At 34.6% G+C, this 25,228-nt stretch carries 21 protein-coding genes and 1 pseudogene; 12 read left to right on the forward strand and 10 right to left on the reverse strand.

The features are described 5' to 3' along the window. The first annotated feature begins 142 nt into the window (after nt 1-142). The 9 genes from PQ963_02945 to PQ963_02985 all read left to right on the forward strand — a co-directional run bounded on the left by PQ963_02945 (nt 143) and on the right by PQ963_02985 (nt 11,557). Nucleotides 143-4,048 (forward strand): hypothetical protein, encoded by a 3,906-nt coding sequence (locus PQ963_02945; protein ID MEN4028625.1) that lies wholly within the window; start codon nt 143-145, stop codon nt 4,046-4,048. Nucleotides 4,049-4,070: 22 nt separating this feature from the next. Beyond that, nucleotides 4,071-5,003 (forward strand): hypothetical protein, encoded by a 933-nt coding sequence (locus PQ963_02950; GenBank protein MEN4028626.1) that lies wholly within the window; start codon nt 4,071-4,073, stop codon nt 5,001-5,003. 40 nt (nt 5,004-5,043) lie between these two features. Further along, nucleotides 5,044-6,405, forward strand: a complete 1,362-nt coding sequence (locus PQ963_02955; protein MEN4028627.1) for a DUF11 domain-containing protein — start codon at nt 5,044-5,046, stop codon at nt 6,403-6,405. A gap of 5 nt (nt 6,406-6,410) precedes the next feature. Further along, nucleotides 6,411-7,388: a hypothetical protein gene (locus PQ963_02960; GenBank protein MEN4028628.1), complete on the forward strand. Its 978-nt coding sequence runs from the start codon at nt 6,411-6,413 to the stop codon at nt 7,386-7,388. 54 nt (nt 7,389-7,442) lie between these two features. Continuing rightward, nucleotides 7,443-7,961, forward strand: coding sequence for a DUF5518 domain-containing protein (locus PQ963_02965; GenBank protein ID MEN4028629.1), 519 nt, complete (start codon nt 7,443-7,445; stop codon nt 7,959-7,961). A gap of 138 nt (nt 7,962-8,099) precedes the next feature. Continuing rightward, nucleotides 8,100-9,236, forward strand: a complete 1,137-nt coding sequence (locus PQ963_02970) for a DUF11 domain-containing protein (GenBank protein MEN4028630.1) — start codon at nt 8,100-8,102, stop codon at nt 9,234-9,236. Then, on the forward strand, nt 9,214-9,972 hold the full coding sequence (locus PQ963_02975) for a hypothetical protein (protein MEN4028631.1): 759 nt from the start codon (nt 9,214-9,216) through the stop codon (nt 9,970-9,972). The genes PQ963_02970 and PQ963_02975 overlap by 23 nt, the downstream gene beginning before the upstream one ends. Before the next feature lie 27 nt (nt 9,973-9,999). Beyond that, nucleotides 10,000-10,920: a DUF11 domain-containing protein gene (locus tag PQ963_02980; protein MEN4028632.1), complete on the forward strand. Its 921-nt coding sequence runs from the start codon at nt 10,000-10,002 to the stop codon at nt 10,918-10,920. Between the two features lie 13 nt (nt 10,921-10,933). Beyond that, the gene (locus PQ963_02985; protein MEN4028633.1) at nt 10,934-11,557 is read left to right on the forward strand and encodes a hypothetical protein; all 624 of its coding nucleotides are present in this window, start codon (nt 10,934-10,936) and stop codon (nt 11,555-11,557) included. A 309-nt stretch (nt 11,558-11,866) separates the two neighbouring features. On the opposite strand, the gene PQ963_02990 is transcribed toward PQ963_02985, so the two are convergent. From PQ963_02990 to PQ963_03000, 3 genes are all read right to left on the reverse strand, one after another. After that, on the reverse strand, nt 11,867-12,466 hold the full coding sequence (locus tag PQ963_02990) for a TMEM175 family protein (GenBank protein MEN4028634.1): 600 nt from the start codon (nt 12,464-12,466) through the stop codon (nt 11,867-11,869). A gap of 12 nt (nt 12,467-12,478) precedes the next feature. Next, nucleotides 12,479-13,582 (reverse strand): DUF362 domain-containing protein, encoded by a 1,104-nt coding sequence (locus PQ963_02995; protein ID MEN4028635.1) that lies wholly within the window; start codon nt 13,580-13,582, stop codon nt 12,479-12,481. Nucleotides 13,583-13,676: 94 nt separating this feature from the next. Then, a complete protein-coding gene (locus tag PQ963_03000) occupies nt 13,677-15,428 on the reverse strand; it encodes a glycosyltransferase (GenBank protein ID MEN4028636.1) in 1,752 nt (583 codons plus the stop codon). A 158-nt stretch (nt 15,429-15,586) separates the two neighbouring features. Between PQ963_03000 and PQ963_03005 the strand changes: the two genes are divergently transcribed. Continuing rightward, complete coding sequence (locus PQ963_03005) at nt 15,587-16,870, forward strand: UbiD family decarboxylase (GenBank protein ID MEN4028637.1); 1,284 nt, start codon at nt 15,587-15,589, stop codon at nt 16,868-16,870. 60 nt (nt 16,871-16,930) lie between these two features. Here PQ963_03005 and amrS read toward each other — a convergent pair whose 3' ends face one another. The 3 genes from amrS to PQ963_03020 all read right to left on the reverse strand — a co-directional run bounded on the left by amrS (nt 16,931) and on the right by PQ963_03020 (nt 19,824). Beyond that, nucleotides 16,931-17,938 (reverse strand): AmmeMemoRadiSam system radical SAM enzyme, encoded by a 1,008-nt coding sequence (gene amrS / locus PQ963_03010; protein ID MEN4028638.1) that lies wholly within the window; start codon nt 17,936-17,938, stop codon nt 16,931-16,933. A gap of 226 nt (nt 17,939-18,164) precedes the next feature. After that, a complete protein-coding gene (cobJ, locus tag PQ963_03015) occupies nt 18,165-19,226 on the reverse strand; it encodes a precorrin-3B C(17)-methyltransferase (GenBank protein MEN4028639.1) in 1,062 nt (353 codons plus the stop codon). Between the two features lie 67 nt (nt 19,227-19,293). Then, complete coding sequence (locus PQ963_03020; protein MEN4028640.1) at nt 19,294-19,824, reverse strand: hypothetical protein; 531 nt, start codon at nt 19,822-19,824, stop codon at nt 19,294-19,296. Nucleotides 19,825-20,226: 402 nt separating this feature from the next. On the opposite strand from PQ963_03020, the gene PQ963_03025 reads away from it, so the two are divergent. Further along, nucleotides 20,227-21,765 carry a DNA-directed DNA polymerase II small subunit gene (locus tag PQ963_03025; GenBank protein ID MEN4028641.1) on the forward strand — a complete coding sequence of 513 codons (1,539 nt, stop codon included), beginning with the start codon at nt 20,227-20,229 and terminating at the stop codon, nt 21,763-21,765. A 27-nt stretch (nt 21,766-21,792) separates the two neighbouring features. Continuing rightward, on the forward strand, nt 21,793-22,383 hold the full coding sequence (locus PQ963_03030) for a class II aldolase/adducin family protein (GenBank protein MEN4028642.1): 591 nt from the start codon (nt 21,793-21,795) through the stop codon (nt 22,381-22,383). Between the two features lie 50 nt (nt 22,384-22,433). On the opposite strand, the gene PQ963_03035 is transcribed toward PQ963_03030, so the two are convergent. The 4 genes and pseudogenes from PQ963_03035 to PQ963_03050 all read right to left on the reverse strand — a co-directional run bounded on the left by PQ963_03035 (nt 22,434) and on the right by PQ963_03050 (nt 25,224). After that, complete coding sequence (locus tag PQ963_03035) at nt 22,434-22,688, reverse strand: UPF0147 family protein (GenBank protein ID MEN4028643.1); 255 nt, start codon at nt 22,686-22,688, stop codon at nt 22,434-22,436. A 234-nt stretch (nt 22,689-22,922) separates the two neighbouring features. Further along, nucleotides 22,923-23,561, reverse strand: a pseudogene (locus PQ963_03040) (RNA-guided endonuclease TnpB family protein). A 158-nt stretch (nt 23,562-23,719) separates the two neighbouring features. Further along, nucleotides 23,720-24,109, reverse strand: coding sequence for a helix-turn-helix domain-containing protein (locus PQ963_03045; GenBank protein MEN4028644.1), 390 nt, complete (start codon nt 24,107-24,109; stop codon nt 23,720-23,722). A gap of 119 nt (nt 24,110-24,228) precedes the next feature. Beyond that, nucleotides 24,229-25,224, reverse strand: a complete 996-nt coding sequence (locus PQ963_03050; protein ID MEN4028645.1) for a cobalt-precorrin 5A hydrolase — start codon at nt 25,222-25,224, stop codon at nt 24,229-24,231. Nucleotides 25,225-25,228 lie beyond the last annotated feature (4 nt).

Here is a 25,228-nt window from a genome sequence, read left to right on the forward strand (position 1 = left end):
CCAGGGTAAAATATGGGTGGTTGATAATGGTGATGAGTATATTCACCGGATTAACCCGCAGAAAGTTGATTCAGGAGATATTGAGAATGGGGTGGAATTATCCAAAAGAATCATCGGAGGTCTTCATTATGGTTACAGTGACATGACTGGAGTGGTGTCCAACACCATCACCACAAACAAAGGCATATGGACTGTAATCCATGACACACAGATTAACAATGCTCTTTGGGGAAAAGTATCCTGGAACAGTCTTGAACCAGAAGGCACCAGAATAAAAGTGCGTGTTAGAAGCTCCAACAATAAACAGAACTGGTCAAATTGGGAAGAAGTAATTAATAGTGCTTTTCTTAGTTCAACACCTGGAGGCAGATATTTAGAGGTTGAAACAACTCTGGAAAGAAATAAAGGCAATATTTCACCTGTACTTTATGATTTAACTGTTAAAGCCTTGAAAGCAGATGTTACACTTACCACAACTGTAAATAACCCTACACCACGCATAGGAGACACTGTTATATTTGTAACCATGGTTAGAAATAATGGGCCTGATACAGCAACCAATATAATGGTTTATCCTGTGTTACCATCTGGATTTACGGTGATTACACCTTCTGTGGGGACATACAGTGACGGAGTATGGACTGTTGGGGTTTTGCGGCCTGGTGAAACAGCGACACTGGAAGTTACAGGAGTTATAACACCGGAATTTGCAAGCAGGAATATTAATTATTGGGTTAGTGAAACCCATAATGAATATGACCCAACAAATAGTTCAGTATCAAGTGCAAGTGTTTATGTTCCATTTCAAAATGTTGAATTAAGCTATGAATTGAAAAATGGTAAACCTACGCTTACTGTAAGTAACACTGGAACTGATTATGCGTTTAATACTGCAATAAAAACTACTATACCTTCAGGATTCACTCCTGAACCCTCTCATGGTTCATATAATAATGGGTTGTGGTTTATTGGTGCATTGTCTCCTGGTGGGGCGGTTGCACTGACTTTAACACCTATAATTAGTGGAGATAATGATCCATCTCCTCCTGTCTCTGTTGATGGTCACACCAAAGTTTCAAAAAAAGCAGTTCAAAAAAGAGGTTATTACAGGTATGGTGGTAGCATCCCTCCTCCTGAAAGGGATAATAGGACTGTTCCTATGCAGGATACTGGTGTGCCTCTTAATTTTTCTGGGCTTGCGATTTTACTGGTTTTATTTGGATCCTATCTTAACAAAAGAGAAGACAAGTCCAAAATCAATAAATGGCTTTTATTGATCATAGTGTTATTTGGAGTTTTATTGTTCTGCAGCACTTCATTTGCTGCAGGCACCAATCAGACCTATAACTCATCAGATGATTTTAATAATGGTACTTTTAACAATGTAAATGGTTCTGGGGATAAACTGGAGCTCAATAATTCATCTAAACCTGCAGGGAATTATATCTGGGTCCCCAACACTAATCAGGGCACAATATCCAAGGTGGATGTGCGCACAGGGCAAGAAGTGGCCAGGTATCGTACCAGCCCTCAAGGTAATGCTCATCCTTCCAGAACAGTGGTAGATTCTAATGGTAACTGCTGGGTGGCTAATTACCAAACAGGAACCGTGGTTAAAATCGGCCTATTAGAGAATGGAGGATATATTGACCGGGATAATGATGGAACAATTCAGACAAGCCGGGATCTGGACCATAATGGAGTGATCACTGGAAGTGAACTTTTAGACTGGGGAAAAGACGAATGCATGCTTTATGAGACAGTTTTCATACCTGGACGTGAGGGTGCTTATGTCCCAGGTGCGTATACAGGAGGTTACGCTAATAACTGGAAGAATCCTGGACCTCTTGCAGTTGTACTGGATTCTGATAACAATGTGTGGGTCGGATGTTATGGATTGCAGAAGTACTTCTGCCTCGATGATACCACGGGTCAGATTCTGAAAACTATAGATGTTTCTTCAGTAGGACATACACCTTACGGGGCAGTGATAGATCAAAATGGCATTATATGGTCTGCTGGCGGTGAAAATAGAAATATTCTTCAGCTTAACACTAATACCGGCTCTTTTACAAGGATTAATATTCCTCACTGGACATATGGCCTTGCCCTAGATGGGAATAACCATCTTTTTGTCACAGGTTACGTGAATTCACGTATTTCCAGGATTGATACCTTAAATGGCACGGTGGATTGGACTAAAACTGCTCCTAATGGGGCGAGGGGTGTTGTAGTTACTGAAGATGGTGATGTTTGGACAGCTAATCTGGAATCAGATACAGTTACCAGATTCTCCAACGATGGTATTTTGAAAGCTACAATATATCCTGGAAAGGGACCCAGCGCTTTATCAGTTGATAGTGAAGGTAATGTCTGGGTTGTTGACTATAATGATGTTTATATTCACCGTATAAACCCCGAAATTAATGGAGTGGACTTCTCTAAACTGATAGTCTCTGGAAGTCATGTGGGCTACAGTACAATGACGGCTCCTTCATCCAGTGCTTATGATAAGGGAACCTGGACAGTAATTCATGATTCCCTGACTGATAATGCTTATTGGGGTACTGTTAGCTGGAATAGTTATGAACCAAAGGGTACAAAAGTAACTGTACGTGTTAGAAGTTCCAACGATAAAACTAACTGGTCAAATTGGGAACCGGCAGATAATTACTTTAATCTAAAATTAACACCAAATGGACAGTATTTAGAAGTTGAAGTGATTCTTGAGAAGTTTAACAGTACGCAGTCACCTGTAGTTTATGATGTTACTGTAAATACTTTGGATTCTACTGCTTTAACAACTGATCTTGGTGTGAGCATCACTGGAAATCAAAGCAGTTTAAATGTAGGGGGTACTGTTAAATTAACCATTATAGCAAGAAATGAGGGCCCTAATCCTGCTAATGTTAAGGTTAATTATAAGATTCCGCTTGGTTTGAAATTGTTAAGTAGTCAGGGTACTGGAGCTTATGATTCAGAGACTGGGGTTTGGAGTGTGGGAATTTTACCTGTTGATAGTAATGTTACAATGGAATTGACTCTTCAAGCTAATAATGCAGGCGCTATTGTTAACACTGCTACAGTTTACAGTGATTTACCTGATTTAAATCCATTAAATAATCAGGCAGGGTTCAATTTAGTAACTAACGCACCAGACTTGGAATCAATTCCATCAGATGAATTGAATCCTTTACATTATACTTTTCCTGATGATATTAGGCCTCCAAATAATCCTCCAACACCGTCTGATACTCCACCAACTCCTGAACCACCTATACCTCCTTTACCTCCTTTACCTCCTTTACCTCCTTTACCTCCTTTACCTCCTTTACCTCCAGGTCCTGGACCTACACCACCTGACAATCCTCCAATTCCACCAAACCCTAATCCGCCTGCTGAACCACAGAAACCATCAACTCAACTTGGTAGAGATATTGCCGGGGTGAGGCAGGCTGTTTCAAGTGGAAATACTGAGGAGAATGTGCCTGAGTGGACAGGTGATCCTGGGCCAGAATTTACTCAGGAAGAATATGAAGGTTGGGTTAAAACTATGCTGAAATTCTCTGTTGAAGTCGCTATTTTAGCTTTCATGGAATTCACACCATCTGGTGGTTCAGCTTCTGGAGAATATTTACAGAGTGTAAAAAGTGCATTTTTAAATAATTTCAAAGCATTAAACACGATATCTAGCTACTTTAACAAAGTGATGCGTACAAAACAAATTTTGGATGTTTTAGCTAAGGCAAATAAAATTATTAATAATCCTACTGTTCAAAAGGCTTTGAAGACCTGGGACGAATTATTAAATAAAGCTGGTTTCAATTATGGAATGGAAGTGTTTAAAAGAGGCATGTATAAGTTATTCCCGGGTCAAGAGGCTAAAATTGATGCTTTATTATTAGCATATTCAAGTGCACAGTTTATTCAAGATCCTGATGGCACAATAAATGCTGTAATAGACATTATCACCAGTCTAATGAAAGGGCAACTTCCTGATCGTGAAAGTTTTGAGAAAGTATTTATTTTTGACCCAGTACAGGATTAAATAATATCTGAGGTGTATTATAATGGGCATTATTGATAAGATGGAAGAGAAGATAGAGGAGATGGATAAGAAAAGTAAGCAGAATATGGAGGATCTTTTTAGTTATCTTGGGGGTTTGGATATCAGGGGTTTGGACGGTATTCTTTCTGAAATTAAGAATATTAGGGATTCTGGGTTTTATAAAAAATTGATAGATGCTTCGAATTCTGATAAATTTGATGGTGATATTGATTTTTTGGGGGATTTGCCAAAACACAGAATAGAAATTCTATCATATGATAATTTAAAAAAAGGTGGTTTGTTTACAACAATTTTCACAAAATCAATTATTACTGTTCAAGATACGCTTACTTTATATTCTTTTATTGAATCTGTTTATTTTATGCATAAAAGTCCTTTGGAAAAGGAGGATATGTTGAATATTTATTTTAGTGGTTTGGATGAGAGGATTATTTTTGCTTTAGATGATTTTAACACGGTTGAGCTTGAAAATTTGCCTGAACCCACCCCAGAATATATTAAATCACTGGGCAAAACCTATTGGGAAGAAAAAAAACTCTACAAAAAATTAAACAAACTAATGTTCGAAGTAATGGATTTTAGTTTGAATTATCCAGACTTTAAAGATTGGTCTTCTGAATATAGGTCTACTGAGGATCTTTTTGTTCAATTTTTAGCGGCCTGTAATGCAGTGAATAATGGCCGTTTAGGAATTGGAACTGAAGATACTATTGTGGCATATAAAACTTTTTTTAAGCTTATTAAAACAGATGTTACCAAGTACAAAGCTATTCCTGAGAGAATAACTGATCTGGATAATCATGGCGATTATTTAGTTTGTAAGAAGTGTGGAACCTATTATCAAATCCCTGAAGGTGAATCAGTAGACGATTACTCTGATAATTGTGAGTGCGGGGGAAAATTAAAGTATTTGGGCTCTCCTGCTATAAAATAAGATAAATAATAAAAATAACACTTACTGGACCACTATAAGCTTGAACAGTTATGAACCACATGGTACAAAGATTACAGTACGTGTTAGAAGCTCTAACGATAAACAAAGCTGGTCTGCATGGGAGGATGCTATAAATGGTGCTAGTTTACGTTTAACTCCGCGTGGAAGGTATTTAGAAGTTGAAGTAACTCTAGAGAAGTTTAACAGTGCACAGTCACCTGTAGTTTACGATGTTACTGTAAATACTTTGGATTCTACTGCTTTAACAACAGATCTTGGTGCGAGCATCACTGGAAATCAAAGCAGCTTGAATGTTGGTGAAACAGTTAAATTAACCGTTACAGCTTTTAATAATGGTCCAAATAGTGCAAGTGTTAAGGTTAATTATAAGATTCCGCTTGGTTTGAAATTGTTAAGCAGTCAAGGAACTGGAACTTACGATTCCGATACTGGAATTTGGAATGTGGGAGTTTTACCTGCTGGAGGTGATGCTACAATGGAATTAATCCTTCAGGCTAATAATGCAGGTTCTATTGTGAATACTGCTATTGTTTACAGTGATTTACCTGATTTAAATCCATTAAATAATCAGGCGGGGTTCAATTTAGTAGCTAACGCACCAGACTTGGATGATATTCCAGGGGATGGGTTGAATGGTTTGCCATATGATTTCCCTGATGAAGTTAAGCCTCCGAATAACCCACCTAATAATCCTCCAAATCAGCCTCCTAATAATCCACCTGCTCCACCAACACCTCCAAATCCTAATCCTCCAATTCCACCTACACCACCAGGTCCAGGTCCTGGGTCATCCAATCCACCACGTACGCAGTTAGATCGTGATATTGGCTATGTTAGGGGTTATGTAGGATATACTCCTAGTAATAATCAAAACACTAATGATAGCTCAAATGGAAATCAGACTACACAACCACCTCAAATGCCAGGATGGGACGTAGATACAAGTGTTATTGAACAATTAATATTAGCTTCGTGTCTTGTATCGGGCGGGTTAGCGTTTGCTTTCCTTTCTGATACAGATATGAAAAATAAAATAGCTAAATTTGTTGTAGATAAGGCTGCCGGTAAAAACTTTGTATTTAGACCTCAAGATGTGGCTTTATTTGCATTAGATGTAGTATGCTTCTTAGTTAGCCCCGATCTTTTCAGTTATGTGATGATTGTCTATCAAACATTTGCATTTATGCAATATATAGATATTTTAACTAAGTCCGTCCAAACAAATATCTATGCTATATTTTCGGCGGTTATTCTAATGTTAAGTTTAGCTGTTATTCTTAAGAACATAGCAGATAATAAATTAAATAGTCCCTTATTTAATGCCATAGACTGGATTGAACAGTTTGTAAAAGATTATATTAAGAAATTATTTGGAAAGTAGGAGACATGTCAATGGCGTCATTTAAAAAAATTTTTCAATCAACAGATGAAAAGCTAGAATTATTAATCGATGATTTTAGAAAAGAATATGGGTCTATTTTTGATTTTATTATTGTTAATTTGGATGATCTTGAAAAATTAGGTTATGATGATTTTTTGGTTAGTGTTTCTAAAAGGGCATATCCTCCTTATTTTGACGCTGATGATCTTTTTAGTTTTGATAAAAATGTTATTGCTGGAGGAGATACAAAAAAGATTAGGAAATATATTGATAAAATGCGCCTTAGGAATTTAGCAAAAAAAGAATTAATTTACTGGACTTCAGAAGGACCGACTAATAGGCTAATTTATGGGGCTTTTGAAGGATATAAAAATGCTTATATTGAATATGCCCATTTTTCTAGAATTTATCTCTTTTTGGAAAGGCTTTATTGTAGGGTTGTTGGTAGAAAATTAGGGCTTTTTGATTTATTTAATGTTTATTTCAGTGGTTTAGATGAATCAATAACTTTTAATCTAGATAAATTTGATATAAATACTCATACAAGAGAACCTACAGCAGAATTCTTTAAAAAACTAGATAAAATAAAGAATCCCGACCAAGAAGTGGTTAATTGTGAATATGAATTTCGAAAAATCATGAGAATGAGCCTATCTTTAAAATATGGAAACTTTGGTTCATTTGCAAGGATTGAAGAAGAGTTTGTATCTTATCTTGCTGGCTGTAGTGCTGTGAATGATGACAGATCAGGACTTACTATTGATGATTATATTACAGCTTATAGGACTTATTATAAGCTTCTAAAAACTGATGTAACCCAATATAGGTGCAAAAGAGAGCTATTTCATGATTATGATTATGGTGGCTATTTAATGTGTAAAGAATGTAATGGTTACTATAAACTAGAAGAAGGCGAATTTCCTGATGATTTTGATAAGTGTCAGTGTGGTGGAGAGTTAGAATATAAAATAGAATTAAATTAGCAAGTTTAATAAGGATTATATCCATATTTCAATGACTTAAAGGAGAATTAAACTATGAAAGGGAAATTCAATGGTTTAATAGTTTGTAAGAAATGTAATGGCTATTATGAGCTTCAATCTGGTGAATCTCCCACTGATTTCGATAAATGTCAGTGCGGTGGGAAGTTAGAGTATTCAGAATTTTCAAGTAATTTAAAACCTGCTAAAAATCAATTGAAATACGCATTAATTTTAGGAATTGTTATAGGTTTTATTTCATCTTTCTTATTGAAAATGGTAGTTTTAGGAGTATTGGCTGGTGGTTTTGTGGCTGCTTATAGGTTTGGCGGCACTTTAAAGGATGGTTTAAAAAGCGGTTTTATTACTGGTGCTATTATAATGTTTTTAATTAATTTAATGATTCTAATTGGAGGATTTATTAAAAATCAAGATAATTATGGGATTTTAGGAATCAATGTTCATGGGCCTGTTATGACTATCATTTTTTTAATAATTACCATGTTTATTGGAGGAGTAATAGCAGCAATTACTGGTTTGATTGGAGTGAAAATAAAATCTATAATAAGCAAATGAAGCAATATTTATAATTAGAATCTTATTTAGAAATGTCCCATAAAGTATTTAGAAGTTGAAGTAGCTCTTGAGAAGTTTAATAGTACACAATCACCTGTAGTTTATGATGTTACTGTAAGTACTTTGGATTCTACTGCTTTGGCAACTGATCTTGGTGTGACTATCACTGGAAATAAAAATACTTTAAATCTGGGCGATACTGTTAAATTAGCCGTTACAGCTTTTAATAATGGTCCAAATAGTGCTAATGTCAAAGTAGATTATAAGATTCCGTTTGGTTTGAAATTGTTAAGTTATAATGGGGAGGGAACATATGATTCAAGTACTGGTATTTGGAGTGTAGGGATATTACCTGCTGGAAGCAATGCGTCAATGGAGTTGACTCTTCAGGCTAATAATACTGGTTATTTTGTTAATTTAGTTAGTGTTTATGGTGATTTGGCGTTGTTCAGTACTAAGAGTTTAAGTGGGGTGGTTAGGGCGTTTTCAGTGAAAGCTGCTTCAGTGGGTGATCTTAATCCTGGTAATAATCAGGCGAGTTATGATATAACTTCAATTGATCCAGTACAAACCGCTGATACGAATACTTTTACGTATGATTTTCCTCCTGTTACTCCACCTACACAGCCACAACCACCGAATAATCCTCCTACACCCCCTGGACCTATTCCACCTGAACCACAACCTCCAGGTCCAACACCTCCAAATAATCCACTACATCCTACAAGTCAGCTTGGACGTGATATTGCCGGAGTTAGAAATGCAATTTCACAGGGTACATTGAAAGATGCTATGAATAAATCTGTACTACCTGAATGGAATTTAACTCAGGATAATGAGCCTGAAGAGCCTGAAGAGGATCCACCATTGTGGTTTTATGCTATAATCATAATAGGTGCTTTAATTGGAGCCGCTTTAGTCATTACTCCTGCAGGAGAATACTTGCAAAGAATAATAAATGGAATTCTCGCAGCATTGTCATCTGCATGGGTGTATTTGTCTTATTTGGGTTATTCATTGAAAAAATTCCTTGAAAATGCAATATTAAGGATTTTTATTCAGTATGAGAGCTATATTTCGGCTGTTCTTCAGGAATTATATTCTACTCCTTTAACTGGTATTGGACCTACTACAATAATTGGACTTGGTTTAAGATTTTTAGCAGAAAAATTTCCAGTTCTTAAACCTTTCATTGCACCTTTTATACATACTTTAGACCAATTAACATACTATGAAATTTCCAAAAAATTAAATGAATTATTTAACAAAAAATAGTATATTTGGTGATATAATGCCATCTCATAATGATCTAGCAAATTATGGTTTGAAAAGACTAAGAAAAGTTTGTTCTTCTGATTTAGATGAATTAATGACTGAATTACATTTTTTAATTGATTCAGGTTATTATCATAATTTATTGGAAATTTATTATAACTGGAAAGAACCCGTACCTTTATTAAGTGATAACACAACAGAAATTGCCCTTGAAAGTTCTCTTTTAGTTATGGCAGCTGAAAATCTAAAGAACTTTCCTGTTAAATTTCTATCAGATTTAATTGATTATAACACGTTTTATTTTTTCTTTCCTTTTCTGGAATGGATTTATTCAATGAATTTGGGGAGACAATTAACTGCAGAAGACGTTAGGAAAATATTTAAAAATGACATTGGTGAAAGAATTGTATTTGCATTAGAGGATTTTGATAAAATTAATGAAATATCAAAGCCAACTCCGGAATTTTTTCAGAAACTCAGGAAACTAAAATGGAAAAATAGACAAACCAAAAAAATTTACAATGAAGTGAATAAAATAGTATCACTTTTTATTTTTAAAAAATATAGTTTTAAAGAGTCATCTTTTAGTATTAGGCAGGAGGACATAGTGTTATTTTTAGCAGGTTGCAGTGCAGTAAACAAAGAAAAGGAAAAAATAGATGAAAAAGACGTTATACGTGCCTATAAAACATTATTTAAAATCATTAAAACGGATATATCAAAATTTATAGACTAAACAACCACTTCAACTACAGATCTGGCTGTGACTATCACTGGAGATAAAAATAGTTTAAATGTTGGTGATACTGTTAAATTAACTATCACATCCTTGAATAATGGGCCAAAATCGGCTGATATTAAAGTGGATTACAAAATATCTTTCGGTTTGAAGTTATTAAGCAGTCAGGGAACTGGAACTTACGATTCAGAGACTGGGGTTTGGAATGTTGGGATATTACCTGCTGGAGGTAATGCTACAATGGAGTTGACTCTTCAAACTAATAATGCTGGTCATTTCATTAATTTAGTGTCGGTTTATGGTGATTTGGCGTTGTTCAGTACTAAGAGTTTAAGTGGGGTGGTTAGGGCGTTTTCAGTGAAAGCTGCTTCAGTGGGTGATCCTAATCCTGGTAATAATCAGGCGAGTTATGATATAACTTCAATTGATCCAGTACAAACCGCTGATACGAATACTTTTACGTATGATTTTCCTCCTGTTACTCCACCTACACAGCCACAACCACCGAATAATCCTCCTACACCCCCTGGACCTACTCCACCTGAACCACAACCTCCAGGTCCAACACCTCCAAATAATTCATCACAGCCTACAGGTCAGCTTGGACGTGATATTTTAACGGTTCGAGATGTAGTTTCAACTGGAACACAACTTGATGCAGGGAAATTAGTTTGTGAACAGAATGATCAAAATAGCTGGAAAACCGTAGGAGATATATTAAATGAAGTGTTTGGTTCACCTGATTTTGATATATTAGCTTTAATTGCTCTACTTGCTTATATGACATCATTTTTATTAAGTGCAGGATATGGGCTATTACTTGGATGGACAATTGCAGGAATTATGGCTGCATCATTTTTGGTTTATGCTGCTATTTTATTTATTATAACAATGTTGATATTAATATGGGTATTATATAAATTTTATAGCCGTCCAAAATCATAAAGGAGAATAAATCTTGACATCAGAGAATATCCAAGCTGAAAAAATGGTTGAAGGGTTAATTGCATATATAATGGAGTTTGAGCCGGATAGACCCCCAGCACCGATAGGTATTATCCCTTATTCTTTTAACACCTTTTTTAAACTATTATCTAAGCAGAAACAAAGAAATTATTTTGTAAAGAATGTTCCTGATTTGTATCAAGAAACTCGAAAAGAAATGGAATCTTATTTTGAAAATGCAACAAAATTTGATGCTAAAGATATATTGAAAATTTTTTTCCTATTAATTTTATGGATATCTGCTCTAGGAGGATTATTTATATTTATGTTTGGACTAATTCTTGATTTTAATTTTTTTCAAGGAATTTTGTCTATTATCATAGTGGGCACACCAAGTACATATTTATTTCTTGTATGGATGATTACAAGGCGTAGAAACTATTTTGGAAAGAAATACGATGAAAACATAAAAAGAGCAGTTCAACACTTAATTGATTATGGCAGAGATAAAATTATAGAAGAAAACCTCAATCCCAAAGATTTTCCTATTAAATTAAGGCATAAGGATTATACTGGTTTAGTTTATGAAAAGAAAGGTAAAAATAATTATGTGGGGTTTTTTAGAAATGAAGAATAAAGAAATTGTTTTAATTGTTCTATTTTATTTATTTGTAATTGGAAAAACAATTCAGCTTTTTTATTTCCCAAATCCTGCTTTAAGCGTTATTCGTCAGGATTTTTTATCCTACATATTGATTATAAAAATTATAATGATTTTAATTGTATTTAGTTTGATACCTGGTTTTCACTATTAGCTGGAACAGTCACCAACCAAAGGGCACAAAAGCTCGCAGCATCAAAATAAATCTATAACTCTAAACATTTAGATATAAAAACAGGGTTAAAAATCTCTTATAGTTTTCCTTTAAAAATAAATGGTATGCATTTAAGCATCCATAATCTTCTTTACAAGTGGAATAACTGCATATGTCAACCCGCTCCATGAAGGGCTGATAAATGCTACTCCAATAGCAAGTAATGAAACAGCAGGTAAAATTAAATTAACCTGCCGAATATTGTATATTTCTTTTAAAGTTAATTCGGAACCTATATATTTTTTTTCGGTAACATAATACCAGCTTAATGCTGATAATAATCCAATTCCAAGTAAGTTAAGGCCAAAAAAGATTTGGGCAGATCTTAAATACCCATATTCTCCTGTTAAAGAGGTTGAAAAGGGCACGAGAGCAACAAGCAAAAGCCATACAACAGTTATCCATAAAAAAGTATTGTCTGCCTGTTTAATATGGTAAAACTGGCTGTGATTAATTCTCCAGAATATAGCAAGAAGGGCAAAACTCAATGTATATGTAAACAGCCGGGGCACCATACCGATTAAAATACTCTGCATGGTTGAATCAAAGACAGGATAAACTAACTGAGGAACATCAAGGTTTAAAACAAGTAGTGTCATTGCAATTGCAAATATTCCATCTACAAGTGTCTCAATACGTTCAGTATTTTCCCAGTGAGACTTTCTTGCCATTTTAATTCCTGCTTATATTCTAATCATCTCATAATTCATACTTCCAAGTCCAATTTCCTGGCCATATTTTATCTGGATATTGCCTTCAATTTTTTCATACAGTCCCCTGAACTTATCCCCTCCCTTTTCATGGTTATGAATTAAAAGAGAGTTTTTAAACCCGTGCTGCTCATTTACAAGATGATAACTGGCAGTATCCAGAGCTACAGGATCATTTGAAGCTAATATTCCAATATCTGGAACTATTGGAGAATCACTCCATGGAACGCAGTCACAGTCAGGGGTTATGTCCATAAGGAAGTTAATATAACAGATTTTGTTTTGTTTGCTTTTTACTGCCCCATAAGCATATTCGGTCATTTTTTCAATGAAAGGCTGTATATTATCAAAGTCCAGGTCTATCATTGATTCAGGGCAGACCATGAGACAGTTATTACAGGCAATACATACATCATAGTTTATTTTAGATTTTCCAGCTTCAAGGTACATGGCTGAAACAGGACATGATTTTAGACATTTGCCGCAGCCCATGCATTCTGCTGATATTAAGGGTTTGGTACATTCATGCTGCTCTAATTTACCTGCAGGCGATGCACAACCCATAGCAAGGTTTTTTATAGCTCCTCCAAATCCACTCATCCCATGGCCTTTAAAATGAGATATTACCACCATCGAATCTGCTTTTTCTATATCTCCTGCAATTTTTACGGTTTTAAAATGTTTCAAATTGATTTCAATTTCAATTTCATTTTCTCCACGAATTCCATCTGCAATTATAAGCGGTGCTCCAGTAACAGCGTAATCAAATCCATGCATTATTGCGGTGTTTAAATGATCAACAGAGTTATGCCTGCTGCCGTAATAAAGAGTATTTGTATCTGTTAAAAATGGCCTGGCTCCTGCTCGCCTCACGCCATCAACAATTTGCCTTACAAACACTGGATTTACATAAGAATCATTTCCCCTCTCACCAAAATGAATTTTAATGGCAGTTAAATCATTTTTATTGATGTTACTTTCAAAATCTGCAGCTTTAAAAAGCTTTCTGATTTTATTGATCTTATTTTCCCTACTATTCCTTGATCTGAAATCTGAAAAATAAACTTTACTTATCATTTAATCACCGAAATCCATATTTAAATCCTTTTTCCATACAAAACCCACTGGAAAGCGGCAGATCACTGTTTTTTTTAAGGATTTCATTTTTCGCTCATGATGGATTAATACTTAAAAGAAAGTTTAAGAACTTACCTTTATCCGATGTTGTAAAATATGCATTTGAATCTGCAGGACCACCTATTTCTATTTTAATTACGTTATTGCCCCAGTAAACATATGTTACTTTATCAGGATCATTTTTATTGATTCTAATTGTTCTATACTTTACGTTGTTAATGTAGATGCTGTAGGTTCCATTTTCAATTATTCCTGCTGTACTAACTACTTTTTGTCCATCAACATATATATTAATCATTCTACCATTTTCTGTACTTGGATTTATGATTATACCTTTTTTAACCTCTAAATTATTTGAATTATTGAAATTAGGGTCTAAAGCCATAGATTTTTCTGCGTACATGTTTTTAAATGTGTTTCTGAGATTTCCATCAAGTATAACATTTCCTATATTCAATCCCATGCGATTTCTTGCATCTTGTGGCATTCTAATTATGTTATACTCTTCTGGCCGTGTTTCATTCAGTAAATACCTTTTATTATTTATGTAGATAAAATCACCATAGCTAAACTCTAAAGTGCTCATAGCCTCTGCAGGCATCCTTATTGTGCTATTTTCATTTTCAAGGGCGCTGTCTACAATATAGGGTCCTCTTATTTCTGCTTTTGTAAGATCTGGAGATGTTCCCAGGGGGATTATAAGATTGCCAGATGCAGGCTGGATTGTAAGTTTGCCTCCATCGATCTGTACTCCTCCCAGAAGAGTGAAAATCATGGCCAGAAGTATCAATGCAGAAACAAGAATAGGAAAATGCATGTAGAAGAATGATTTCATGGTAGATGATTTACTATCTGATTTTGAAAAAACTTTAAATGATCTTCTTATAAGTTTGAATGTGTAGAAAAGGGCGATTATAAGCCCAATGACTAAAATTAAAGCCCCGATTATTGCAGGGATTCTGTTAATGAAGAATATTGAAAAAAGTCCAAGTGATGTAAGCGAAAGACCTAAAATACTCATTCTTATATATTTTCCAAGGGTGTCCATCATTGAAACTCTGCCGTATTCCATGGCACGGTCTACTATGGTCCTTACAACTTCATTGGCCATTTTATTCAGTCCCTTAATAGAAGAATGTTTATGTTCAATCTGGCCTATGTCCACTTCTTTTATCCTCACGCCGCTTGCATTAGCATCCAGAACTATTCCAACGTCAACACCGTAATCTTCTTCAAATTTTATCCTGTTTAAAAAAGTCCGTTTAGCTGCAAACTGTCCGCTTAGAGGTTGATCAAACTTCACTTCCGGGAAAAAGAAATTTAATAAGGGTTTTGCAGTTAATTCAGTGACCCTTCCTGATTTTCTTTTAAATTTTGTTTTGGTTACATCAGCCTTTCCATCCAGTATTGGCTTAATGATTTTTTTAATCTGATTTGAATTTATATTATGGAGATCAGCATCGATAAAAGCAATTATATCTCCTTTAGAATTTTTAAAACCTGTCTTTAAGGCAGCCCCTTTTCCAGAATTAGTAGTATGACTTATAACTATTGCACCGGCCTTTCTGGCAATTTCAGCTGTCTGGTCGGTTGAGCCGTCATCAACAACTATGACCTCATTTACAATATCAAGACTCTTAACAACTTTAATAATAGATCCAACTGTTTTTGATTCGTTATATGCTGGAATAACAATGGATACTGACATTTTTTTGTTGGAACCCCTGTTTTTTATGGAAGCTATTATCAGGAGAAAAATTAGAATAATCCATGACAAAACATACACCTCAGGACTTGATGAAATTATTTATAAATAGTGCAGACCATATCTTGAAATATTTAAAAGTAATATTTACTTTCTATATAATAAATTAATGCATTTAATTAGAAGCAGCCAAATGAAAAAAGAAAATAAAAATTCTGGCAATCAAAATCGGTGATGGAATGAGAGAATTTTTAAGTGCTTTGAAAAAAAAATTCAATGTTATAACTGTTGAAGAAGAGATATCCACAAAATATGAAGTCGCAAAGGTCTTAAGAGAGTATCCAAAAGATATTTTAATCTTTAAGAATGTTAAAGGAAGCGATATGGAAATTGTTTCCGGTATCTGCAACACCCGGGATAAAATAGCCAGAGGAATAGGAGTTACTGTACCTGAAATTACAAAAAAGATAATGGAAGCTACCCTCAATCCAATCAGGATTAAAAACATTGAAAGTGTTAAAAAGAACTATATAACTCAAAAAGAGCCAGACTTAAGTGAAATCCCCGTACCAACTTACTACAAAAAAGACGGCGGAGCTTATATCACAGCAGGAGTTATAATTGCAAAAGACCCTGAAACAGGAATAAGGAATGCATCAATTCATAGAATGCTTGTTTCAGGTAAAAGCAGATTAGGAGTACGTATTGTTCCGCGAAATCTTTACACTTACTACAAAAAAGCAGAAGAAATGGATAAACCACTTGAAGTGGCAATTGCAATAGGAATGCATCCTGCAACGCTTCTTGCAACAACTACATCAGTTCCAATAACAATTGACGAGCTTGAAGTTGCCAATAATTTTCATAATGGAAACATGAAGCTTATGAAATGTGAAAGTGTTGATCTGGAGGTGCCTGAAGCTGAAATAATAATGGAAGGTAAAATTTTGCCTCATGTAAGAGAACCTGAAGGGCCATTTGTAGATTTAACAGATACTTATGATGTTATACGAAACGAACCAGTCATAGAGCTCGATAAAATTCATTGCAAAGAAAATCCGTACTATCATGCCATAATGCCTGCTGGATTTGAACACAGACTTCTCCAGGGACTTCCACAGGAGCCAAGAATCTATAATGCAGTTTTAAACACTGTTCCAACAGTCCAAAACGTGGTTTTAACTGAAGGGGGCTGCTGCTGGCTTCATGCAGCAATTTCTGTAAAGAAACAAACTCAGGGTGATGGAAAAAACGTTTTAATGGCTGCTCTTGCAGCACATCCTTCACTAAAACATGCAATTGTAGTTGATGAAGATATTGATATCTTTAATCTGGAAGATATTGAATATGCAATAGCAACAAGGGTTAAAGGCGATGAAGATATTATGATTGTGCCTGGAGCGAGAGGTTCTTCGCTTGATCCGTGTGCAACGCCTGATGGTACAACTACTAAGGTCGGAGTTGATGCAACTAAGCCATTGGATAAAAAAGAGAAGTTTGAAAGGGTTAGTTTTAGTGAATGATCAGTTCATCTTATTTTTCATTCATGGACTCTGCAAAGCGTTAAAAAGTTTAAAAAATTGTTAACTAATAATATTTATGGGAGCTTTACATGTTGGACATTTCCTTGTCTTTTTAAGTTCATCACTTACAATTTCAAAGCCATCACGTTCTATAAGAACTTCACCACATTCCGGACAGAAAGTACTCTCTTCTCCACCTGTGGAAACATTTCCAATGTATACATATTTCATTCCAGCATCTTTAGCCATATTATAAGCTCTTCTTAGAGATTCTACAGGTGTGGGAGGGAGCTGGCCTAATTCATAGTATGGAAAAAATCTTGTAAAATGCAGGGGAACTTCTAAACCAGTTTCATCCACCATAAAGTTTATTAGAGCCCTAATATCCTCTTCAGAGTCATTGTATCCTGGAATTATTAGATTAGTGATTTCTATGTGGATATCACTTTCATAGAAACGTTTTATATTGTCTAAAACTGGCTGAAGCCTTGCCTGACACAGTTCTCTATAGAATTTATCGGACATGCCCTTTAAATCAATGTTAGCTGCATCAAGATAGGGTCTGATTAGTTCAAAGGATTCTTCGCTCATATATCCATTTGTAACATAAACTGTTTTTATATCTTCTTTTTTTGCAAGTTTAGCTGAGTCATAGGTATATTCAAACCACATGGTGGGTTCGTTGTAGGTCCAGGCAATAGATTTGCATCCGTACTGCTTTGTAAGCCTTATAGCTTCTTTTGGAAGTATTTCCTGTGTTGGAATTTCACCTAAACCCACCTGAGATATATTCCAGTTCTGGCAGTGTTTACATCTGAAATTACATCCAATACTTCCAAGTGAAAAAACAGTTGTACCTGGATAAAAATGGAAAAGAGGCTTTTTTTCTATTGGATCAACTGCTACAGATGATGCTGCACCATAATTAAGGGCACAGAGCTTACCATCTATATTTGCCCTCATGCTACAAAATCCTGCATCTCCCTCTGCTATAACACACTTTCTCTCACATACCTTACATCTAAGGGCATCATGGAATTTTTCATATGTCATGACTTCCTTTTTCATTATAATCCTCCTAAATAGCTTAAAATGATATTTGAATGTATAATTACTCTTTTTAACTTACAATAGTCCTCAAATTACTATTGTAAATACAATATAGGATTATATTATGAATTTCCTGATATAAAAATAATTAGATAATAGTATTAAAAAACACCTTTTTAAGGGAACTTTCAGTGAGGGTGCTGTTGTATTTCCCAATTTTTGGGGATAAAACAATAAAAAAAGATTATGCTGTCATTTGAATGCATTCCCTTCTAAGTTTTAAAAGTTCTTTTCTTCTTTTTTTAAGGTCATCAACTTCCCTAACAATTTCAGGGAATTTTTTTAAAATACAGTCCACCACTTTATCTTCATGTATCCATGTACAGGCTTCACAGCTCCAAACATTCTTTTCCTTTATCCATTTACCTCCAGTAGAGCTATCTCCACAGGGATAAAATGGACAGTAACAGAAAGTACAGTTAACCCTTCCTTCATGACAGGGATAATAATCACATTCAAAATTAGGGCCCTTAATTGTCCCCTCTTCTAAAAAGCGTTCATAAAATTCCCTTGAAAGTGGATGTATCTTTGATCTAACAACATAGCCTCTGGGGGTTACTAAATAACCTTCCTGGATGTAAGTCATTGAATTTCCAATAATAAGCGTTGTGGACATGTTAATCTCATGATCTTTCAATTCTTTAAGTGTTGTAACTGTAACCTGAACTTTTTCATCCTCACTTCTTACAATACCTACAGGAGTCGAATCTTTCCTGATTTTAAGAAGGATTTTGTATGCTTCTTCAAAAGGTATCTTTCTTGTCCTGCTTAAAGGGTTGTATATAACAATAACAAAATCTCCTTTTGCTGCAAACTCCACTTTACGCTTTATTTCAGATAGAGGAGTTAAAATATTACTTAAACTGATAACTGCAAAATCATGGAGAGGTGCACCAAGCTTCGATGCTGTAAAGACTGCTGCTGTTACTCCCGGAATAACCTCCACTTCAATATCACTGTATTTACCAATCAACTGGAAAAAAACGTTGGCCATTCCAAAAACGCCAGGATCTCCAGAACTTATTACAGCAACATTTTTCCCTTCCCTTGATTTTTGTACTGCAATTTCAGCACGTTCAATTTCATCACCCATTCCCTTTTTAAAGATTTCTTTCTCTTCAATCAGGTCTTCTATCTGCTTTATGTATGCTTTGTAGCCGATAATCACATCAGCATTTTTGATCGCATTTAAAGCTCTGATGGTCATATCTTCACGAGAAGGCCCTATACCTATAACACTGATCATTTGATCACCACGATATAATAGAAAAGTTATTAAAGGCTTTATTTAAGCCTTTCACTGAAATAAAGTCCTATTGACTATATAATTTCTTAAGTGCTGTTACCTGGATGGTGTTAGCATCAACTTCTACTCCTTTAGATTTCTTCTTAGCGATTGCTGTTGCAGTAATAGAATATATTTCGCTTTGTTTTATTATTATCTGCCCACTTGAAGAACCAGTTGCATTTGGCGCTGCTCCTCCAGTTTGATTTTCCTTATATCCAGTTGCAGTTAAGGTAACAGTTATATTATCACTTGCTGTGCCTTCAGGAAGTTGTGCACCAAGCGTGTCAACGTTAATTCCACTTAGCTGTGTTCTGGCCTTCAAAGCATTTGCAACCACATCTACGTTGGTGACATTAACAGTCTTTGTTGCCGGACCTTCATCAGAACCAGCAGTTATACTGTCCCATATAGCAGTTAATTTATCTATCTGCATGTTCATAAGCTCTTCAACGTCTGGGGGTTGTGATGTTACAATGGTGTAAGAGCTCAAAAGCCCTAATTCAAAAACAATCCCAAATAGTAATAGGAAAAGTATAAATTTAATGATTCTAAGCAATATTATCACCCTTCTAAATATGAATTTTAATTGAATTATTTATAAGTTTGATCAGTTACTATATTTTGCATGAAATAGTTTAATTAATTTAATATGATGTATAAATATATAAAGAAATGCCACCAGTAAGTGCAGTGATCCTAAAACTTCAAAGGAAATTTGCATGATCTAAACATTAAAAAAGCAGTCAAAATTTTGGTTTGATTGCCCGAACACTGTCAAAATCTCCGATTTTGACTGCCGGGGGAAATGTATTTCCTCGGCCACAAATCGAAGATTTGTTGGCCCAAACACTTCGTGTTTGACGGCTTTCAAAAGCTTCGCTTTTGAAGCCCGAAAATTCTACGAATTTTCGACGGCTTTCAAACACTATGTGTTTGAGGGCTTTGCATGGAGGTAGTCATGAACGATGATATCATTTTAAAATTCACCAATGCCAGCATTCTTGTAAACGATAAAGCATATGAGCGCATTAAAAAACATGAAAACTCTCTTGAACTTGTTGATTCACTTATTGATGAGTTAACCAGCTTTGAAGAAGACATATTCATTATAACTGAAGAATTTATTGATAAATATTTTAAAAATAATGATTCATTTTTTATTAATGAGGATAATGAATGTGTACAAACTGATGATGTCATTGAACACGAAATATATGGGCAGTCAAAATCAGAAACCCCGAAAGCCATTCTTAAACCATCCCAAAGTAAATTTCAAACTGGAAGGCCCTTTGATTTTCATATAATTCAGGATACCAGCAAAAAATCGTATACCAGTGGGGAAATTAAAGATTTTACAGCCTATTTTAAAAGCAGGTATCACAAGCTAAAGGATATGCTGGATAAACGGGAGAATTTAAAGGACAATCGTCCTATAAACAAAATAAGAAAGAGTGAAGATGTCATAAAAATAATTGGAATGGTGAATGATGTCAACAACACCAAAAATAACCATAAGATTATTGAATTAGAGGATGAAACCGGAAGTATCTCCTGTTTAATACATAATGAAAATCATCAGCTCTTTGAAAGAGCAGAAAAAATAGTTAAGGATGAAATCATTGGAATTGTAGGTAGTAAAAAGGGATCATTTGTAATAGCATCTGATCTGGTTCATCCGGGTGTTCCAAGGATTGAAGAAAAGACAATGGACTTTTCTACGGTTTTTATTTCAGATGTACACATTGGAAGCTCTACATTTCTTGATGATGCATTTAATAAATTCATAAAATGGATTAACGGGGATTTTGGAGATGACAATCAACAGGAAATTGCCAGTAATGTTAAATATCTTCTTATTGCAGGAGATCTGGTAGATGGAATTGGTATTTATCCTCACCAGGAGAGGGAACTTACCATCAAAGACATTTACAAGCAGTACGATGAAGCTGCCAGGCTTTTAGGTGAAATCAGGACTGATATTAAAATTGTAATTGCTCCTGGAAATCACGATGCGGTCAGATTAGCTGAACCACAACCTTCAATTTCCAGATCATATGCAGAATCTCTATACGAACTTAAAAATGCTGAATTTGTAAGCAATCCCGGAATAGTAAGTTTAGATGGAATTAACACCCTTATTTATCATGGAAGAAGTTTTGATGATATGGCCATGTCTATTAAAGGATTTTCTCACCAGCAGTCAGACTTAATAATGAGAGATCTGCTTGAAAAACGGCATTTGACCCCGATATATGGTGAAAGAACTCCTCTTGCACCTGAATATGAAGACCATATGGTAATAGAAGAAATTCCAGACATTTTTCATACAGGACACGTACATATTAACGCTTATAAGAAGTATAAAGGCGTTCACATGATAAATTCAGGGACATTCCAGTCTCAAACAGAGTTCCAGAAGATCTACAACATCATGCCCACATGCGCAGAAGTGCCTGTACTCCATAATGGTTCTTTCAAACTGCTTAAATTTACCTGAACTGTAAATTCTTGAAGGAGAACATAAATGGATATAAATAAAATATTAAAGGATCTAGTTGATGCTTCACATTCTGTTAACAGTAAAGGCCTTACTCCATGGAAATCTGGGAATATAAGCTGTAGATTTTATGAAAATGGAATTTCAAAGGTTGCAATTACTAAAAGCGGTATTTCTAAAGGAAATATGGGGATTAGTGATATTATAATAATTGATATGGATGGGAATATCCTTGAAGGACAGGGTAAACCCTCTTCTGAGACTTTTCTGCACCTTGGAATTTACAGTGAAAGAGAAGATATAAATGCAGTGGTGCACACTCATTCCCCTCATGCAGTAGGCTTTTCAATGTCAAAAAAGGAATTAAAAAGGCTGGAAGGTTTTGAATCCATTGAAAACTCCCACATTCCATGGGTAAAGTATTCAAAGCCTGGAAGTATGAAGCTTGCAGGAGATACAGCAAAAATAATGAAATATGAAGACGCCGTAATTTTAAAAAACCATGGTGTTGTCGCTGCAGGGCCAAATCTGGATGAAGCTATTCTTCTTGCAGAATATATTGAACATATTGCCAGAATTCAGTTTATATCCCATGTTTTGGGTTTAAAATCCAGGTAATAGAATACAAAAATGTCAGCATTTAGCCGACAGTAATTTAAAATCAGTACTTAGTCTCGAATAGACTCTAACTCACTTAAAACATTCCAGATAAGAGTTCTTGCATGTATAGGAATGTTAGGATCGTTACTAATTTCATCAAGGATTGAAACCACCGTACTTGCACGAATTGTTGGTTCTTCATCCCCTTTAGCTAAAATATCCCTGGATTCTTCAGCAGCCCTTCTAATATTCCGTGGCACGCTTGTATCTTCCATAATGTGCTGTAATATCTCAGTAACCCTATTAAATGCTTCTTCGTTCATAATAAAACCTCCGTTAATAATCAAACCATATATCATGTAAAATCCTCTATAAAGGGATTTCGTGGCTTATCTTTTTTTGGTAATAATCAAACCAGTCATGTAAAATAGTCTAATTATTCATCTTTATATTTAATAAACTAAAAACCTTTTGGTATATAAACAAACTTAATTAATTTAATATCTAAATTAAAACAGGTAACAGTGTAGTATATTGAACTACCATGACCTGAGAGGTCAATGGATTCCTAATCCACCAGTTATTTTACTGGTTTTACCAAAGGCAATCCCCGTAGTTCCTACGGTTAGAAAAAACCTTGAATGACGTTGTTTGTCATTCAAGGTTTTCATATTGCGTGCAGCATTAACATCTCTATCATGGTCACGACCACAATCAGGGCATATCCATCTGCGAATATTCAATTTTAAACTTTCTGTAACATATCCACAGTTACTGCAAGTTTTAGATGTGTATTTTTCATCAACAACTCTAAAATGTTTATTATACCAATCAGACTTATATTGTAGTTGTCGCTTGAACTCAAACCAATGCTGATCTGCTGTAGTTCTTGCTAAATACTTATTTTTCAGTCCTAATTGGTTATTTACATTTCCAATATAGATTTTATCAAATTCTTGTACTATTTGTGTTGTTGTTTTATGTAGAAAATCGTTTATTATATTTTTTTTCTTCTGGTATAATTGGTTAAGCTTGGTTTTCGCTTTTAACCAATTACACCCATTTTTAACTTTTTTACTTATGATTTGATTATATCTCCTTATTTTGTTGTCAACCTCTTTTAAATGGATTTTACCTGTTTTGAAACCGTTACTAAATGTTGCCAGATTTTTTAATCCAAGATCAATACCCACTACTTGATTAGTTTTTTTTTACTGTTTAACAGGGCTGTTTTTAACATTGAAACTTACAAAATATTGGTTAGAGTTGTTCCTGCTGATAGTTGCAGTTAATATGTCTCCACGAACTTTTCTACTATATTTCATAGATATTAGGCTCTTAATTTTGGGTAATTTTAGTTTCCCTCCACTATTTTAGCGTTTAAGGTTCTGAATGATTGTACGGGATTTTTACGGGATTTGAATTTCACCCCTCCATGATTAGATTTACCCATCATTTTATAGGCATTTATGAGGTTATCATATGCTTTTTGAAGGGCTGTGCTGTTAGCTTCTTTTAAAAATGGATGGTGTTTCTTTAAATCATTTAATATGTTATTGAACAGTTTTCTGTTTGCATATACTGGTTTTAAACCGTATTCCACTGTCTGTTTTCTGTATAGTTCATACATGACTTTGATATGGTTGAATACAAAGCGTGCGCTGCCCATGTTAAATTCTAATATATCCTGTTGCTCTTTATTTGGATATATTCTATATTTGTAGGATTTAGTTATGGTTTTCATCGTTTTTGTTGCATTTCTATATATTTTCGTATTGTTTAACCCTTTGATTTAAGTATTAGTCTGAAAATTCATCTAATGACTTAAAAGAAGTCATAGTATTCTTTCAGAAATTAGATAAATCATCTGTATAAAGAAACAGCAACTGCAACTGTAACTCCATCATAAGATGTTTTTTTAAATACAAGCCTCGAATTTTTCCCGGCTGCAATTAAAGCTGCTGGTTCACAAACTCCACCAATACCAAATTTCTCTTTTACCAGTTTCGAATGTGAGCAATCAGGATGTTTCAGTGATTTAATCTGGTTAATCGTAACTATTTCAAGAGGTACTCCTAAATTCAGTGCAGTTTTAACTATCCCTAATTCTTCTTTCTTTATTTCTGCAGTTGCAAATGAATCAATTCTTTCAGGGAATAAATTAAGTAATTTAACTGCTTCAAAGACAGCTCTCTGTACTTTACTTTTGGATACATTTTTACGTGCCCCAATTCCAAAAACAAGCTTTTTAGGCTTTAAAATAACAGAATTTTCTTCATAAATAGCTTTCAACTCATTATTAAATGATTTACACGGATTATAAGATTTTTCAACCAGTGGATCTTTAAAAACAAATTCATATTTTTCAGGCACATATAAATTAACTTCTTTATCATCAATTAAGGCCGAATTAATTGTTTTTATTTTTGAAACATCCTCAATATCAAAATAATACTTTCTGGCAAGCGAATCTATTCCTATTTTACCATGAACATCAGTAGCTGTTGTTATTACAGGTTCAGCACCTGAAATTTCTGCTATTTTTAATGCAATATCATTAGCCCCTCCAAAATGCCCTGAAAGCAAACTGATGACGTGTTTACCCTTATCATCCATAACCAGAACTGCTGGATCCTCCATCTTATTTTTAATTAAAGGACATATGTTCCTGACCATTATTCCTGTTGCCATAATCCCCAGTATACAGTCATATTCACTAAAAGCATTTTTTAAAGCTTTTTTAACGCCTTTATTAAATATTTTAACAGAAATTACTATTGGATCCTGTTTTAAGTCGTGAGCAACGCTGATCGCAAGTTTTTGGGCATCTTCAGTTATTGTGATTATGGCAATTTTCATTTTC

Source organism: Methanobacterium sp., assembly GCA_039666455.1.
GTDB lineage: Archaea > Methanobacteriota > Methanobacteria > Methanobacteriales > Methanobacteriaceae > Methanobacterium_D.

Bases quoted from the DNA above. Each gene is read 5' to 3' on its own strand.
- PQ963_02945 (MEN4028625.1), top strand. From the start codon at position 143: ATGACTGGAGTGGTGTCCAACACCATCACCACAAACAAAGGCATATGG.
- PQ963_02950 (MEN4028626.1), top strand. From the start codon at position 4,071: ATGGGCATTATTGATAAGATGGAAGAGAAGATAGAGGAGATGGATAAG.
- PQ963_02960 (MEN4028628.1), top strand. From the start codon at position 6,411: ATGTCAATGGCGTCATTTAAAAAAATTTTTCAATCAACAGATGAAAAG.
- PQ963_02965 (MEN4028629.1), top strand. From the start codon at position 7,443: ATGAAAGGGAAATTCAATGGTTTAATAGTTTGTAAGAAATGTAATGGC.
- PQ963_02975 (MEN4028631.1), top strand. From the start codon at position 9,214: ATGAATTATTTAACAAAAAATAGTATATTTGGTGATATAATGCCATCT.
- PQ963_02990 (MEN4028634.1), bottom strand. From the start codon at position 12,466: ATGGCAAGAAAGTCTCACTGGGAAAATACTGAACGTATTGAGACACTT.
- PQ963_02995 (MEN4028635.1), bottom strand. From the start codon at position 13,582: ATGATAAGTAAAGTTTATTTTTCAGATTTCAGATCAAGGAATAGTAGG.
- PQ963_03005 (MEN4028637.1), top strand. From the start codon at position 15,587: ATGAGAGAATTTTTAAGTGCTTTGAAAAAAAAATTCAATGTTATAACT.
- amrS (MEN4028638.1), bottom strand. From the start codon at position 17,938: ATGAAAAAGGAAGTCATGACATATGAAAAATTCCATGATGCCCTTAGA.
- cobJ (MEN4028639.1), bottom strand. From the start codon at position 19,226: ATGATCAGTGTTATAGGTATAGGGCCTTCTCGTGAAGATATGACCATC.
- PQ963_03025 (MEN4028641.1), top strand. From the start codon at position 20,227: ATGAACGATGATATCATTTTAAAATTCACCAATGCCAGCATTCTTGTA.
- PQ963_03030 (MEN4028642.1), top strand. From the start codon at position 21,793: ATGGATATAAATAAAATATTAAAGGATCTAGTTGATGCTTCACATTCT.
- PQ963_03035 (MEN4028643.1), bottom strand. From the start codon at position 22,688: ATGAACGAAGAAGCATTTAATAGGGTTACTGAGATATTACAGCACATT.
- PQ963_03045 (MEN4028644.1), bottom strand. From the start codon at position 24,109: ATGAAAACCATAACTAAATCCTACAAATATAGAATATATCCAAATAAA.
- PQ963_03050 (MEN4028645.1), bottom strand. From the start codon at position 25,224: ATGAAAATTGCCATAATCACAATAACTGAAGATGCCCAAAAACTTGCG.